Raw genomic sequence first — 15,467 nt, forward strand, 5'->3', positions numbered from 1 at the left:
ATAATCGTTCTCATTAATGGAGATTATAAAGGATATGAATCCGGGTAACCATGGACTCCGGCCTTCTGCAGGCTTGGACTATTTCCCGTAAACATCAGGAGCGTCTCCTCCAGCATCCGGTCTACCGCCACTGCAGAATATTCAAACCACGGATCGGAGGGCAGGACATACACATGCCTGTTGCTTACGGCCTGGAGGCTGCACCAGCTCTCGTTATGCTGCAGGGACAGCCAGCTCATGCGTGTCGGGGAATCCGGGCAGATCAGCAGCAGGAGCCGCTGCGGGTCCAGAGCGTGCAGTTCACTGAATGAGACAGGTTCATTGTAAACAGGGGCGGAATGGGTATAAGCCGGACATAAACCAAGCTGCTCATACAGCACATCTCTTATCCCCCTATTACAGTAAGCATACAGCTGGTCTCCGCTGAGACGAAGCACTGTCACTTTGTCTTCACCAACAGCCGCTGAGACCTGCTCTTTAATCAGACCCGCCTTCCGCCCGAAGAGCTCAAGCCACTGTCTGCACTGCTGTTCCCTGTCCAGGAATGCCGCAAGCTTCTGCAGCTGTGCATCCCAGCGCTCCTCCTCCCGGACAATATACAGGGTCTGGGCATTACGCTGCAGGGACTCCTGCCATTCTTCAGCCATTCCGGCGTGTCCGATAACCGCATCCGGCCGGGATCGGATCAGCCTGTCAACCTCCGTCTCCCGGTCGAGCAGATCTACTCTGAGATGCAGCTCAATAAGTGAATAGTACTTATTGTAATAGTAATGAGTCCATTTCGCATCGAGCGGCGCGGCGGCGGGAATGATATCCAGAGCCAGCAGCTGGCCTGTAGCTGCAGCAGAGCAGGCCGCAATCCGCCGCTTCTGCCGCCGGGCGAAGGCGGACGGCGGCATCCCGATTTCTTTTTTAAATTTCCGGCTGAAATAGAACTCATCGCTGTACCCGACCTTCTGGGCTATTTCCCGCAGCAGATAACCGGTTTCCTGCAAATATTGCTTTGCTCTGCTGATCCGCAGATCAGTTAAATAATCATTTGCACTCTGTCCGTATGTTTTTTTGAACAGCTCACCGAAATATTTCGGCCTGAGGCCAGCCATGACGGCCAGCTGGTCCATCGACAGAGGCTCATGAAAATGGCCGGCCATAAAAGCCCGGATATGGTCAAGACCGGTCCGTTCACCAGTCTCTGCCTCTCTTATATCCAGCGGTTGCACCCGCTTCATCGGAATCCCTCCATATCAAAACACAGCATTCCTATTTGTGATAATGATAATCATTATCTTGAAATTAATCAACAAAAAGAGCGCACTATGGCGCCCCCTCTCCTTACATGATATGAACGTCTACCGTCTATTACAGGCTCGGACCAATGCTGCCTGCATCAGTCCGGAGCACAAAAAAGAATTCCTGCCCCGCTCCCCCGTTCAGGCGGAAGCCGCGGACGGTAGCACCGGGTTCATAATCTGCCGTGTTAGAGCTTAAGAAAGCAGCGGGATTCATTCCCAGCACGAAAGATCCCGCTCCTTCGCTAATCATGACCGTCTCAGGCCCGTTATCAGGCATTTTGTATTTATAGCTGCCGTCCGGCAGCAGGATTACATCTGTCAGCTCATAATGAGCACTGTTCTCCCCACCCAGATGAATCTCAACAGTCTCTCCAAGCCGGATATACGGGATATCCGCTTCTTCCAGCTGCTCCATAAGAATCCGGTATTGCGCCTGTCTGTCCTCCTGATCAGATTCTCCGTCATCTGCCGTACGGGCCGCTGCAGGAATTTCCGAACCATCCGAAAGCACTGTTACAGGAGGCCGTTCCGTATTCTGTCCGCCGCTCCAAGTGCTGCAGGAAGTTAGCAGAAGCAGCAGCAGCATATTCAGAGCCATCAGTCTCCCCGACATTCCGTTTCCTCCCGCCTGCTCATTTGCTTACTTCTGTTCAAGCGTTATGCGCCATACGCCAGGCGATAATAAGGTAGCGTTACCACCGGGCGGAAGCCCAGCTTGTGCGCAAGACGGTAAGACCCGGTATTCTCCAGCCGGCAGGCCCAGACCGGCTCCAGGCCTTGGCTGAGGCAGTAATCAATCAGCGCCAGACTGACTGCAAAAGCGTAGCCTCTTCCCCGGTGATCCTGCATCGTCTCAATTCCAATCTCCAGCTGGTTGCCATAAAGGCAGGAAGAGAACGCCGCAGCGGCTATTCTGCCATCCTCAAGCAGTACGAACCCAGCGCCTTCAGCTGTAAAATGTTCAGCATCCCTCCAAAAATAACGGGGCACTACGCCCTGCTCCAGCGCCGTAAAATGCTCTCCGTTCAAACGGATAATCCGCGTGTCCGGCCTGCCGGCCTTATCTTTCGCAGCTGCAAAGGCAGAATGGTCCAGCGCAAAGTTGACTCTTGTATTCTGCTGAATGATTCTTGAGCCAGCCTGCCCCTGCAATCCGGCATCAAGGCCCGCCGCACTATTATGGAAGGCTAGAGCGTCATCAATGATACCCGCCCATTCTCCGGACGGATCAGCCTGCAGCCACTCCGCCATCTGTCTTGTTCCATTCTTGTTGGTTATGTAGTCACTAACCTCCCGCGTGAACTCATGGTTACCGGTTCCTCCAAACACAAGCGACATCCCGTAAGGATGAACGATATAATAAGCACCCGGAACGTCAGCGTTATCTGTAAAAACCCTGCCGGTGACCGTCTGCTCCAGCACTGCCCGTGCAAATAAAGTATTGATCTCTATTGAATCCAGCAGCGGAAGGACAAGCGCATATTGTTCCGTATCCAGTTCAATCATTGCTTCACCTCATCTCCGTGCTTCATTTGCTGATAGAGCCAGCGGAAATTCCAGCCGAACACGTGGGACATTTCCCAATCTGCAAAAGCTGCCGGTATCCCCTGCTCAAGCCAATAAGCTTCCGGTTTACTGCTTGCTGCCGCCTGCTGCACATATTCCGGGATTGCTCTCAGGTATCGGGTCATCTCTTCAAGACTGCTGCGGTCAGCCACTTCTCCATGTCCGGGAATCAGCTTGCTGAATGTAAGCTCATGTTCAATCTGCTCAATAATCCTCAGCCAGTTCTCCAGGCTTCCGCTCAGCATAGCCGGATGTGTCCGGCTGAGGACCAGATCACCGGCAATTAATACGCCTGCATCCTCTACGTACACCATAGCATCACTTTCTGTATGTCCGCCGCCAAAGGTTAATACGCTAACGGAGCGCGTACTGCCATAAATCATCATTTTATCGGAAAAGGTTAGAGAAGCCGTCACCCTGCGGATATCCGGAACAGCCTTCAGCAGAGCTGCTTTATCCGCGATTTCATTGGCAAAGGCCGTTTGAAGCCTGTTATCCTGCGTAGCCTGTCTGCCTTGTTCCAAGGTAGTCATTACCTGCTGCAATCCGTCCTGCCAGGCTTCCGCAGTTGGAGCAGGTTCTCTGGTGAGGTAATCACGGGTGATACCTGTCGTTATAATCTGACTGTCCGTAAACACCTGGTTCCCGTAATGATGATCCCCGTGATAGTGGGTGTTTATAACGTATTGTACCGGTTTTCCGGTCAGCTGCTCAGCCGCCTGCTTCAAAAGCTCCGCCGCCTGCGGGAGACTGAAGGTATCCACAACTACTGTGCTGTCTCCCAGATCAATTATCGCCGCATTTCCCAATGCGCCGCTGCCCGGGACAACAATTGCCGCCCAGACTCCGTCTGCCACTGTATGCAAATTAAAAAAAACATTCATGTTCAGCCCCCCTTAGTCACTATTCAGCACTTTTACATCCTTCCTATATATTCGGCTTCAAGGGAATTTTTTCCTTTCTCAAAAACCTGTTGACTTCCTGCTGATTATAAGTTAGCGTTCTCACATAATAGTTTAGACCGAAAGGAACGTACTCATGATTATTCCAACGCCGGAAGTCGATTTTACAGCCTCACCTTTTTATAATCCTAATCTGAAAAATGTCGTTATTCTCGCAACCGGAGGAACGATTGCCGGCAGCGGCGAAGCGCATAAAACCTTAAATTACGAGCCCGGCGCCCTGCCGATTCAGGATCTGCTGGACAGTGTGCCGCACCTGGAGCGTGTAGCCAACTGCATTGGTATTCAGGTGAGCAATCTGGGCAGTGCAGACATCACCAGCCAGCACTGGCTGACGCTTGCCTCCATTATTAACACGTTAGCGCAGCGGGAGGATATTCACGGCTTTGTCATTACTCATGGAACGGATACGCTCGATGAAACCTCCTACTTTCTCAATCTTGTCATCAAAACCGGCAAGCCGGTTATTATCACCGGTTCCATGCGCCCTGCAACAGCCATTAGCCCGGACGGTCCGCTGAACTTGTTCCAGTCGGTGGCTCTCGCTGCTAATCCGGAGGCGGCCGGCCAGGGGGTTATGGTTGTGTTCGCGGAAGGTATCTATAGCGGCCGGGATGTCCAGAAGGTGAATACCTTTAAGGCCAATGCTTTTGATGAACGGGATTTCGGCTGCCTGGGGTATATGCGTGACAGTGAGGCTTTCTTCTATACACGTTCCCTGAAAAAGCACACCACCGCCGCCCAGTTCGACGTCTCTACGCTCAGCGGGCTGCCAGAGGTGTCCGTCGCCTATTTCCATGTGGATGCCGATCCCGGCATACTTGATTACCTCTCCACCATTTCCAAAGGGATTGTCATTGCCGGAGCAGGCGGGGGCATCTACAGCAAGCCTTGGATTGATAAGGTCGGCGAGCTGAAGAATAACAATATTCCGGTAGTCCGGTGCTCACGGATTGCCAGCGGCATAACCCTTAAGGATACCTATATTGACCTTTCCGCCAACTCCATTCCCTGCAACAGCCTGGTTCCGCAAAAAGCACGCATTCTCCTCTCTCTGGCCCTGACCCAGACGACGCAGTATGATGACATTGCTGAGATGTTTAATGTGTATTAAAAAAAACAGCCGCCCGCAGGATTTGACGGACGGCTGTTTTTTTGCGGTTCACGTTCGGTTGAACGCCGTGTACGGGGAATGCGGGGCACTTTTGCCCTCCATTTTGCTCATTCGGCCGTTTTAGCCGGATTCAAGGGCACTTTTGCCTTTCATTTTGCTCGTCCGGCTGTTTGAACCGGAATCAAGGGCACTTTTGCCCTTCCTTTCGCCCATTCGGCCGTTTGGGCCGGAATCAAGGGCATTTGTGCCCTTCCTTTCGCCCATTCGCCCGTTTGGGCCGGAATCAAGGGCATTTGTGCCCTTCCTTTCGCCCATTCGGCCGTTTGGGCCGGATTCAAGGGCACTTTTGCCTTTCATTTCGCCCATCGGCCGTTTGGGCCGGAATCAAGGGCATTTGTGCCCTTCCTTTCGCCCAATTGGCTGTTTGAGCCGGCAGCACAGCAAGCCCACCGGCACAAAAGCACCGGAGGGCTTGAATCCTTTACTGGAACAGGGTTACACGGTTTCTGCCCTCAGCCTTGGATTGATACAGCGCATCATCGCCAAGCTTGTAAATATCCTCTTCCCCGGCATTGCCTCCCAGGACACACGCAACGCCGATTGATACGGTAACAATGCCGAACTGCGGGCTCATTGTATGCGGTATCCGCAGGTCTGCAATGCCCCGGCGGATAGTCTCGGCATATTCCCGGGACTGCGCAGGTGTGAAGCCTGTAACGACAATACCGAACTCTTCTCCGCCAAGCCGGATGGCGAAGCCGTCGGCCCGCTCCGCCAGCTCGTGAAGCATGTTGCCTACTTTGCGCAGCACATTATCACCTTCATAATGTCCGTAAGTATCGTTGTATTTTTTAAAATAGTCAATGTCCAGCATCAGATAGCTGAGATATTTTTGCGCGGCTGCAGTACCTTCAACTTCCTCCCTAAAGACTTTGTTGAAATATCTGCGGTTATACAGGCCGGTCAGCTCGTCCGTATTCGAAATCTGCTCAATCATCCCGATATACCGGTTGAGCTCCTCGTTGTTCAGCTCAAGCTCTTTGGTCCGCTCAGCAACCAGCTCCTCCAGATGCTCCTTATGCCGCAGCAGCTCTTCCTCCGCCTGCTTACGCTGGGTAATATCTTTTACCGTCCCCTGGATAGCCAAATTGTCCATATAATTGATAAGCGTAACCTTGTGTATAACAATAACCTCATGGATCTGGTCCTTATGCAGGAGCCGGGTCTCATACTCAAAGGGAACCGGCTTGCCTTCCACCCTCCGGCTGTAATAATGCATGACCTTCTCCCGCTCCTCCGGAATGAGGAAGCTGTCAAACGGCTGCTCCAGCATTTCCTCTACCTCATAACCAAGCATTCCGGCCAATGCTTCATTGGCATATTTGCATATGAAGTTCTGCGTAATAAAAATGCCGTCCTGCATGTTGTTTACCAGCTCACGGTATTTCTCCTCTGAACGCTCCAGCTCTGAGTACAAGCTGGCATTCTCCAGGGAGAACACCATTTCCCGCGACAGCAGATTAATGATCTTCATCCGTTCCTTGGTGAACACACCGGTTACAAGATTATTCTCCAGATAGATGACGGCAACAGTCTTGTTCTGGTTAATCAGCGGCATACAGACCATCGATTTGGGCCGGTGCCCCACGATATATGGATCATTAACGAACTGTGTCTCCGAAAAAGCATCATTATAGATCAGCGTCTCGCCGCTCTCCTCAACCTGCCGCAGGATGGAGTCGGGCAGATTATCGAAGGTGCTGCGGCTCTGGACTCTGACGGAGATTCTATCCTCTTCCGCCAGATACTCCCCCTCCACCAGCAGTCCTGAGCCGCCGGTCATCCGGATGCAGCCTCGTTGCGCCCCGGCATTTTTGATGACGATCTGCATCAGCGCCTCCAGCAGGTTGTCCAGCTCAATTTCTTTAGATATGGCCTGGGAGGCCATAATCATAGAATCAAGGTCAATGCTTTCGGTATAATCCGATACAGTCCGCCCATGCAGAAATTCCTTGGTATTGATTTTGCGGATGATATCCGGATACTTGCTTTTGAGGAGCTGGATTTTGGCTTTGGCGCCCCATATGGAATAATAATATACGGATTGTCTAAGCAGATAAGCGGCAAACTCGTTAAACTGCTTAGTGTAATAAAATTTAGCTGCGAGCTCGTTCGAAAGCGCCTTATACCGGACAAACGTACCTTGTTCACTGGCCTCTATCGCCAGATCGTAGTACCGCCCTGCTTCATCATCTCGTCCTGATATCCGGGCCCACTCCGCCTTCATCAGCATTTCATGCTGCCTGAAGGTGCCGGGGGCATGCTTTGCCCATTTGCGGACCCTGTCAAGCTCTTTTTTCATCCTTCTTCTGGCCTTGCTCCGTGCTAATCCGCGCAGGCCGGGATAGCTGTAAGCCAGATTCAAGAAGGTGTACAGTGAGAACTCCTCCATAAAAGCCGAACCGGCAAGCGCCCCGATAATAGGATAAGCCTTGTCGATATACACTAGTGCTTCTTCGTAGCTTTCATAGGTGAACAAGAGCTTCATTTTGTAGATATAATAAATCGCAATGCCCGAATTGTATTTGGCCAGCTCCAAATCCCGCAGCATGCTTACTTCGTCAAATGAATCGTCGCTGAACGAGCGGTTATCCCCCATCTCCCCCAGCAGATTGCGGTAATACTGCCGGACCAGCTGTGCGGTTGCCAGTGATTCCTTGTATTTGGTGCTCTCAATCATAGCGATCATCCGGTTGCTTTCCTGCAGATTGGTAGCCAGATCCATCTCCGGATTCCATAGGTTGACATAGAAGCAGGAATGGGCCAGATATAGCAGGTCTCCAGTACGCAAGCTGGCTTCGATTGAGGTTGTGAACCAATCCTGCAATGTATCCCAAGGCTCCGTCCAGGTGTGGCTGAAAAGTGTGTACAGGACATGTGCAGCCCCCCGCCACTGCAGATCATTGAATTTATCATTGATTCTGATACCCAGCCGGCCGAACTCAAATGCACCCTTCACATCGCCGAACCCGGACAGCAGCATAGAATAACCGATAAAGGCCAGTGCTGATTCAGGCGAATTGCCGTATTTCAGCGTCAGGCCGACCTTCTTAAGGACTGCCAGGCCAAACAGTGAGGTCTCTCCTGAGATGAAAGCCGGCGGAATAAAATTAATCAGCAGCCTCATAATCAGCAGCATTTCCGGGTCCTTCATCTCTTCGGAGGCAAAGATATCATCGGCTGTCCGGCCCCGGAGCGCAGCCTTGATCTTGACCAGCTCCTTCAGCACAGAAGCCATTCCCACGCGCTGCGGAATCTGGATACCCATCTCCTGCAACCCCTGTCTTCCGGCAGCAATCGCCTCCTTCATCATCCCGAGATACATATAATGGTCTGCCTGCAGCTCATAAATCCCCGCACGGTCCATTCTTCCGCCTGTATGCTCCAGCAGAGCAGCGCATGCAGCATCGGCTTCTTCAATATGATGGGTAAGATAACCGCACTGGGCCAGTAGCCGGTATATTTCCGCAGCCGGAAGCTCTGCATCCTCCCAGGCATTATCCGGCAGCTGCGGGAGCACCGCTTCCAGCAGCGCATAGGCCGAATCGTAACCGAAGGCTGCTTTTGCTTTGCGGGCTGCCCGCAGGTTAAGCCGGATTACCTCATTGATTTCCGCCCGGCCGTCGATGAACTCCAGACCTTTGTTCATGTGGGCGGCAATATCGACAACCCGTTCTTCCACTTCCTCAGCAGAGAGATTATCCAGCAGTACTTTACCAATTCTAAGATGAAGCTGCCTGCTGTCCTTTTCATCTAACATCTGATAGAAAGCCTGCTGTATACGGTCGTGGGCAAAACGGAATGAAATGCCCAGTTCCTGCTCAGGTCCAGCATCCGTCTCGTCCAAATAACCGGAAAATATCGTATAGCTGGCATCTGAAGGGATAATTAGCTCCTCATCAACCGCAGTTGCAATAGCCCGGGCTATACGGCTCCGCGGCTCTCCGCTGATCAGCTTCAGCAGACTGAAGTCGAACCTGCTGCCTGTTGCCGCGCATAACATCAGCATACTGCGGGCTTCCTGCGGCAGATTAATCAGCTTCATCATCAGAAACTCAACAATGTTCTCATTTACAGGCAAACTTAATATCTGTTCCAGCTGCCAGCTCCAGTTGCCCTGCAGCTCATCGAAGGTTAAATATCCGCTGCGGTATAATTCCTTCAGCAATTCGCTGACAAAAAAGGAATTTCCCTTCGTCCGCTTGTAGATTACTTCCGCCAGCATGTCCACCCGCTCACGCGGGCTGTAAAGCGTATCCGAAATCAGCATATTTACATCTAGCACAGTCAGAGGCTCCAGTCTGATCACGCCTACCTGACGGCTCTTTTCTACCTTGGCAACAGTAGTAAACAGAAGCTGGCTTTCATGGACTTCATTTCCTCTGTATGAGCAGACTATGAACAGCCTGCGCAGCTGATGATCCAGAAGCAGCCGTTCGACAAGCTGCAGGCTGGAGTAATCAGCCCACTGCAGATCGTCCAGGAACAGCACCAGCGGGCGTTCATTCAGAGTGATGCCTTCAATGAATTTGGCAAAGGTAAGGAAGAAACGGTTCGTCTCCTCAGCAGGATTAAGCGGCTCTATCTCAGGCTGTACACCTATCCAGTCAGCAAGCTCCGGTATCAGGCCAGCGATCAGGCTGCCGTTCCCGTCCAGCCCAGAGACCAGGGCCTGTGCTATCATCTGCTTATAGCCGGCATCAGGGTTATCCAGCAGCTGGCTGACCAGCCGGCGGAAGGCCTGGATAATAGCGCTGAAAGGAATGTTGCGGTTGTACTGGTCAAACTTTCCTTCGGCGAACCAGCCCTTTTCCTCACTGATTGACTTATGCAGCTCATGGACCAGCGCTGTTTTACCGACGCCAGCCTCACCGGTAACCAGCATCAGCTGCGGCTGGCCGCTGACACTTTGCCGGAAGGCCTCTATGAGCCTGGCAAGCTCTGCTTCACGGCCATATATTTTCTCGGGAATGCGGAACACATTATGCCGGTCGTCCTCTCCGATTACAAAGCCTGATTCTCCGGCCAGCACTTTTTTCAGGTCCGCCTTAATTCCGTAAGCGCTGCGGTATCTCTCCTCCGAAGATTTCTCCATCAGCTTCATTATGATATCGGAAAGCTCACGGGACACTCTGCCGCCGGTCAGCTGATACGGAGGAACGGCTTCCTTGGCGATAATGGAATAGATCTGTTCCAGCATCTCCTGTGTGATAAAAGGCCTGCTTCCGGTCATAAGCTCATAGAGCACCACACCCAGGGAGTAGTAATCACTACGGTAATCTATATTGCGGTTCATCCGTCCGGTCTGTTCAGGAGAAATATACTGGATGCTGCCCTCCAGCACGCCGCTGTTCTGGAATTCCCGTTTTTCCTTCGGCAGCTTCACAGCCAGATCGAAATCGATCAGCTGCACCACATCCCGCTCCCTGTTCCAGATAATATTGGAGGGCTTAATGTCCTTATGAATGACGTTATGCTCATGTACCGCACCGAGAATATCTACGATTCTAATCGCCAGCCTGAGCAGCGTTGCCGTATCCGGAACATCCGTTTCCATAATTTCTTTGAGAGAACGTCCATGGATATCCTCCAGCACCATAACGTAAAAGCCGTTTGTTTCCTCAAGCTTAAGGGGTTTGATTACACCATAGAGCTGTGCGCTGAGCTCCTTCAGCAGCCTGTACTCCTGCTTGAACCGCATTACTGCTTCCGGGTTGGTAAATTCAGCCTTCAGTACTTTTAAAATAACCGTATCACCGGATAAAGGATCTCTGCATCTGTAAACCGATTTCGCATACTGATCTGAAATGGTCTCCAGAATCTGATAGTTATCCAACGCAATCATGCCCACTCCACCTTTAGCGATTCTTCCCGTTCAACTCAAAATCGGCATCAAATTTAAATACATAGGCTGCGATAAGCCACACAATCCAGCAATTCACGCCAAAGAAAAGATACCCGTAATAACCCAGAATCGGCATCTCGGAGAAAATATGAATCTTATCCAGATACGGGACCGAATACTTCCAGTAATTCGGATTAGTAGGGATGGAATCGTGGAACCATTCACTGCCGAAGTTCCAGAACTCCCAGAAGAACCCGTTGCATAAGGTAGCCAGCGCAATCAGAATAATCCGTGACCAGTCACCGTTCTTGACCGGGGTGAACGGAGTCCAGTAGCCGCAGAGAGCCATGGCAGCTGAAAGCATGGGCACAAGAGCGACCCACAGCACCCAGAACAGAAGATAAGGATAATAACCCATACCGAAGGCCAAAAATAACCCGATTACAAAATAAATGATTAACAGTGCTTTAGATACGTTAAGTTTCGGCCCGTTGCTGTAACGCTCCTTGAGTCCTTTAAAGGTTCCCAGCAGCAGATACCATTCAACGATTGCCGGAAGCACAGTTGTATAGGACAGCGAAAACCAGAAGACGTTACCGAAGTTAGAGAAAATATCCTCATTCGGGTAATACCAGTTCTCTATTACAAAAAAATTCAGGTATTCAAAAGCGAACCAGCTGAAGCAGGATACAACCGCCAACAGCTGCATTAGGTGGGGCTTGCGTGAGATGATTGAATTGCCGCCCGTCCGTTTATAGACTATCCCGTCCAAAATCAGGATGAAGGACCACCAGAGCGGGACAAAGGTATAATTCTCTGCCGGCTCAAACAGATCCAGCCGGGCCCACATCAGAAACCAGCTGACCCCAAGCACTGGGAGACTCCACCAGAACCACACAGGAAAAGCAGTCTTACCTGCCTGGGGCCGGGAGATCTGCGGAGAGACCTTGAATCCGAACAAACGGGGAAATGCAAGCACCAGTGTAATCAGCAGTGCAACGATGCAGGCAAGCGAAAAATACAGCAGGCTGAATCCGGGATCTGCTTCAACTTTCTGCGCAGGAAAATCTCCATACCCGGGTGGAAGGCCCTTCCACTTAGCCAGACTGCCGAGCAACGGCAGTAAAAAAATCAAAATAAATGTAACAATTAAAAAAATCGTCTTTTGGCCTTTTTTCACGACAATACCCCTCTGATTATGTAGTCTAAAAGTCGAATTTTGTTGATTGCTATCTATTCGCTGCCCCCCCAGATTATTCCTTCTTATTTCCCCCGGGACTTACAGAAGCCGACAGAGTTTGGTGATGAATTCACGGTAAGCTGCTGTACTCCTTCTTTTGCTAGCTTATCTGTAACATAATTCAGCAGGCTTTTACCGACTCCCGTGCCTTTCGCTTCATTACTTACGAACAGCAGGACAATATGGTTGTTATTCCTGACTTCTATTATCCCTGCGGGCTTACCGCCGGTGCTGGAATAATAAATAATATGACCGCTGTTCAAGCGTTCCCGGATTGCCTCAGGTGTCGTAATTCTATAAAACTCATTAATGCCCTCTGACGAATAGTATTGTGAAATATAGGTATCGAAAGACTCCCGGATCAGACTATGAATTCCGTTCTCTTCACCGTAAGCAAGCTGAGCAATATCCGGCATCCATGCAACTCCTTTTTGATTAATACAGGCTGAGAAGAGCTCTTCCTTATACTAGGTATGATTCCAAGAGTTAATTTTACCCAATACAAACCGAAAAGACACTAGTTATTTCTAGTGTCTTTTCAGGGCAGGAACACGGGGCGGTTTTGCCGAATTCCTTCCATAATATTTCTTTATCGGGAGGCTTTTTCTTGAAACAATTCATGATCGGACAATATGGCGGATTCGATAAAGAGAAATACCGGAAGGATTTCCGCAGCGGGTTCTATGGCATTGAAGCTTGTATGTTTACCTCCGAAGAAGATACGTCCCTGCTTGTAGACGCGGCCAAAAGCAGAGGCTTTGCGATTGGTGTGCATTTTCCCTTTCGGAAAGACAGCACGAAGCTGAGGGACCCTCTTGTCCTTTCCGCTGACGATGAGGTGCGTGCTGACGCTTTCGGGCATATCGCCGGGGAACTGGACTATCTTTCTTCAATCAAGCCTGAATATGTACTGTTCCATTACCCCAAGCCTGTTATTCTCGATGAACGGGTCGACTGGAGCAGCTGGAGGTTCGGGGACCGCCGGGAATACATCCATGAGCAAGACACTTCATCCGGTGAATTGATTACCCGCACTGAGCAGCTGTTTCAATGGCTAGATGTACAGGGACGTAAATATCAGTTCATACCGGTGCTGGAGTTCGATGCCATCAGCCGGCTTATTTATGAGCATGATTTCCTTGAGCAGCTATTGCTCAAATATCCAAGCATCAGGCTATGCCTGGACACGGCGAGGCTGTTTCTGCAGGACAAGTTGGACCGCCGCTTTGACGCCCGCAATGTCCTTCAGACCTATACAAAGTATGCCTATCTTATTCACCTGTCAAATGTACAGATACTGGATAGTGTACAGAACAGCCACTACCCTGTGCTCCCCGAGCTACATGAGGCCGGGGGCTGGGCACCGATTGAAGCTTATCTGCAGATTATCCGGAAAGAGAATCCTCAGGTCAAAATTATGTTCGAGCACCGCTCCGACCTCATTACAGGGGAACAGCTGGAGCGCTGTTATGCCTGGGTGGATGCAATAATTAATGGTGCTTAATCCGGTGCCTGTTACGGAAGCATGCGCACAACCAGACCTTCAAGCATGCGCAGCTTCCATTCTTCTTCGGAGGCGAACTCAGGCTTATGCTGTTCACTGCTCTCCAGCCCATACCTACGGAGGCAGTACGCCATCTGGATACAGGCCATCACGGCGTCTCTGGCATGAAGACTCGCTTGACCGCGGGCATCCACTGCTGCTGCCTCCGCTTCTGGACTGATGCTGATTTCAAACCCGCTGTCCACCTGCGTTCTGAAGCTGAACGGGATGCCCTGGAGAGCATCCGGGGCGCTGCTTTTGAGCTTCAATGCTCTCCAGCCGTGTCCGGGATAGATTTCATATAACCGGGATACGTCTTTCCGGTAAGGCTGAAACGGATAAACCGCCGCATCCCCTTGCAGATTATGCAGCAGCCGGCGCGCCCCGTACACCATGGCGTGCATAGCAATCGGTGTAGAGGATACCGGACTTTTTCCGTCCACGGCAATGTCTGTCACTCGGAGATCCCGGCTGCTTTTACCGCTGTGAATCTGGCCGAACCGCTGCTTGAACTGGTCCCTGGTGTCGCTGTAAGCCCCTCCTATGAACCTGTCCCAGGATGAGGCATACTGCTGCTCCAGGTAATATTCAGGTATCGAAAAAGGAAAATCCATCCCCCAGGGCGCTACGCTTGTCCTGATATAATAATACAGATCCAATCTGTCCTCACAGCTAAAAACCTGTTCCACCGTAAAATGGTTACCGGTCAGGCAGCCGGAGGCAATGAAGATCTTGCCTTCGGGGCTTTTGGCGCCGCTGAAATCGCAGCCGTAGATGTTCATGCTCTCACTCTCCTCTTTTGCCGGCCGGGACATGCTCATTAAGTAATCGTTGTAACCGGTCATAATCCAGCTGTACAGCAGGAATGTTATGCTCTATCCGCATGCGGTACAGATTAAAAATCCGGATCTGATCCTCGTTAAGCTCGTCCTTATTAAGATAAAGATGCATCAGGTTATACTCGAACAGCTCCTTCAGCCGGAAGAGTAACGGCCAATAGCTTAGCATCTCTGATGACAGTGTATGCTCTTCCAGATATCCGGCAAGCAGATTCTCTGCGAGTCTCTGGCCGTAATCCCTGATATTCCCTTGCCCGGCAAATGAGTATTCCAGTGCAGAGTATAGCGGAACCACCAGGTCATACAAGTAATAATGGCGCTCGCAATCCTGAAAATCTATGATCGTCAGCGAATCCCCCTCAACCAGCACATTTTCTAGCCAAATATCTCCGTGTATTATACCGTAGTGCTCTCTATTCCGGGGAATGGAACGGACTTCTTGCAGTACCTGCTGTGCTGCTGCCCGGATTACAGTTTCCTCAAGCGGGATGGACTGCAGGAACTGATACTCCTTATTTTCTATCCAATCCTTAATCTGCTCTGCACGGCCTTGCTCCTGTTCATATCGCGCTCCCTCCCTATGCAGCCTGCCAATTACGCCTCCAAGCCGCTTGAACACTTCTCCGTCCCATTCCTTAAGGAGCAGATGGCCTCCCAGTGCAGCAGCGAACACAACAATATGGACGTCAGCGGCCGAATCCCAGCTTTCTACCAGCTTTCCGTCTAGAGAAGGAATTACCGGTGCAACAAAGGCCCCTGCATTCCGCAGATATAAGAGCAGCTTCACTTCCTCTTCTTGCACTTCATATGGCATATAATGACTGACTCTTGCAAAATAAACCCCGTCATCCGACTGGCAACGGTACATTTCACTGGTAACAGCCTCGGCAGATTGCAACACTAACGGATATATTACATTAAGTGTCTTAAGTACGGATTGCTCCTTTTCATTCACTGGCAGCTCCCCCTTCATATTCATGTTACACCTCTCATCATATTAGCTGCA

11 protein-coding genes are annotated in these 15,467 nt (G+C 50.9%); 2 read left to right on the forward strand and 9 right to left on the reverse strand.

The genetic code is table 11. The features are described 5' to 3' along the window. Positions 1 to 23: 23 nt before the first annotated feature. The 4 genes from BN3772_RS15420 to BN3772_RS15435 form a co-directional block, all read right to left on the reverse strand. A complete protein-coding gene (locus BN3772_RS15420) occupies positions 24 to 1,229 on the reverse strand; it encodes a helix-turn-helix domain-containing protein (protein ID WP_042200530.1) in 1,206 nt (401 codons plus the stop codon). A 130-nt stretch (positions 1,230 to 1,359) separates the two neighbouring features. Then, the gene (locus tag BN3772_RS15425) at positions 1,360 to 1,905 is read right to left on the reverse strand and encodes a hypothetical protein (protein WP_042200531.1); all 546 of its coding nucleotides are present in this window, start codon (positions 1,903 to 1,905) and stop codon (positions 1,360 to 1,362) included. 44 nt (positions 1,906 to 1,949) lie between these two features. Then, on the reverse strand, positions 1,950 to 2,798 hold the full coding sequence (locus BN3772_RS15430; protein WP_042200533.1) for a GNAT family N-acetyltransferase: 849 nt from the start codon (positions 2,796 to 2,798) through the stop codon (positions 1,950 to 1,952). After that, entirely contained in the window at positions 2,795 to 3,742 is a 948-nt protein-coding gene (locus tag BN3772_RS15435; RefSeq protein WP_042200534.1) for an MBL fold metallo-hydrolase, read from the reverse strand. The genes BN3772_RS15430 and BN3772_RS15435 overlap by 4 nt, the downstream gene beginning before the upstream one ends. Positions 3,743 to 3,896: 154 nt before the next feature. Between BN3772_RS15435 and BN3772_RS15440 the strand changes: the two genes are divergently transcribed. Next, on the forward strand, positions 3,897 to 4,934 hold the full coding sequence (locus BN3772_RS15440) for an asparaginase (RefSeq protein WP_042200536.1): 1,038 nt from the start codon (positions 3,897 to 3,899) through the stop codon (positions 4,932 to 4,934). Positions 4,935 to 5,415: 481 nt separating this feature from the next. Here BN3772_RS15440 and BN3772_RS15445 read toward each other — a convergent pair whose 3' ends face one another. From BN3772_RS15445 to BN3772_RS15455, 3 genes are all read right to left on the reverse strand, one after another. Then, complete coding sequence (locus tag BN3772_RS15445) at positions 5,416 to 10,839, reverse strand: diguanylate cyclase (protein WP_042200537.1); 5,424 nt, start codon at positions 10,837 to 10,839, stop codon at positions 5,416 to 5,418. 13 nt (positions 10,840 to 10,852) lie between these two features. Further along, on the reverse strand, positions 10,853 to 12,019 hold the full coding sequence (locus BN3772_RS15450) for a hypothetical protein (protein ID WP_052380528.1): 1,167 nt from the start codon (positions 12,017 to 12,019) through the stop codon (positions 10,853 to 10,855). An 83-nt stretch (positions 12,020 to 12,102) separates the two neighbouring features. Beyond that, positions 12,103 to 12,495, reverse strand: a complete 393-nt coding sequence (locus BN3772_RS15455) for a GNAT family N-acetyltransferase (protein ID WP_042200538.1) — start codon at positions 12,493 to 12,495, stop codon at positions 12,103 to 12,105. Between the two features lie 191 nt (positions 12,496 to 12,686). On the opposite strand from BN3772_RS15455, the gene BN3772_RS15460 reads away from it, so the two are divergent. Beyond that, positions 12,687 to 13,583: a hypothetical protein gene (locus BN3772_RS15460; protein ID WP_042200540.1), complete on the forward strand. Its 897-nt coding sequence runs from the start codon at positions 12,687 to 12,689 to the stop codon at positions 13,581 to 13,583. A gap of 11 nt (positions 13,584 to 13,594) precedes the next feature. On the opposite strand, the gene BN3772_RS15465 is transcribed toward BN3772_RS15460, so the two are convergent. Then, positions 13,595 to 14,404, reverse strand: a complete 810-nt coding sequence (locus BN3772_RS15465; RefSeq protein ID WP_042200541.1) for a hypothetical protein — start codon at positions 14,402 to 14,404, stop codon at positions 13,595 to 13,597. A 4-nt stretch (positions 14,405 to 14,408) separates the two neighbouring features. Beyond that, positions 14,409 to 15,440 carry a phosphotransferase enzyme family protein gene (locus BN3772_RS15470; RefSeq protein WP_244444755.1) on the reverse strand — a complete coding sequence of 344 codons (1,032 nt, stop codon included), beginning with the start codon at positions 15,438 to 15,440 and terminating at the stop codon, positions 14,409 to 14,411. Positions 15,441 to 15,467 lie beyond the last annotated feature (27 nt).

The organism is Paenibacillus camerounensis (assembly GCF_000723885.1).
Classification (GTDB): domain Bacteria; phylum Bacillota; class Bacilli; order Paenibacillales; family Paenibacillaceae; genus Paenibacillus_AQ; species Paenibacillus_AQ camerounensis.

Excerpts from the sequence above, each read along its gene's own strand:
- BN3772_RS15455 (WP_042200538.1), bottom strand. The coding sequence starts at position 12,495 with ATGCCGGATATTGCTCAGCTTGCTTACGGTGAAGAGAACGGAATTCAT.
- BN3772_RS15430 (WP_042200533.1), bottom strand. The coding sequence starts at position 2,798 with ATGATTGAACTGGATACGGAACAATATGCGCTTGTCCTTCCGCTGCTG.
- BN3772_RS15470 (WP_244444755.1), bottom strand. The coding sequence starts at position 15,440 with ATGAATATGAAGGGGGAGCTGCCAGTGAATGAAAAGGAGCAATCCGTA.
- BN3772_RS15440 (WP_042200536.1), top strand. The coding sequence starts at position 3,897 with ATGATTATTCCAACGCCGGAAGTCGATTTTACAGCCTCACCTTTTTAT.
- BN3772_RS15435 (WP_042200534.1), bottom strand. The coding sequence starts at position 3,742 with ATGAATGTTTTTTTTAATTTGCATACAGTGGCAGACGGAGTCTGGGCG.
- BN3772_RS15465 (WP_042200541.1), bottom strand. The coding sequence starts at position 14,404 with ATGAACATCTACGGCTGCGATTTCAGCGGCGCCAAAAGCCCCGAAGGC.
- BN3772_RS15425 (WP_042200531.1), bottom strand. The coding sequence starts at position 1,905 with ATGTCGGGGAGACTGATGGCTCTGAATATGCTGCTGCTGCTTCTGCTA.
- BN3772_RS15420 (WP_042200530.1), bottom strand. The coding sequence starts at position 1,229 with ATGAAGCGGGTGCAACCGCTGGATATAAGAGAGGCAGAGACTGGTGAA.
- BN3772_RS15445 (WP_042200537.1), bottom strand. The coding sequence starts at position 10,839 with ATGATTGCGTTGGATAACTATCAGATTCTGGAGACCATTTCAGATCAG.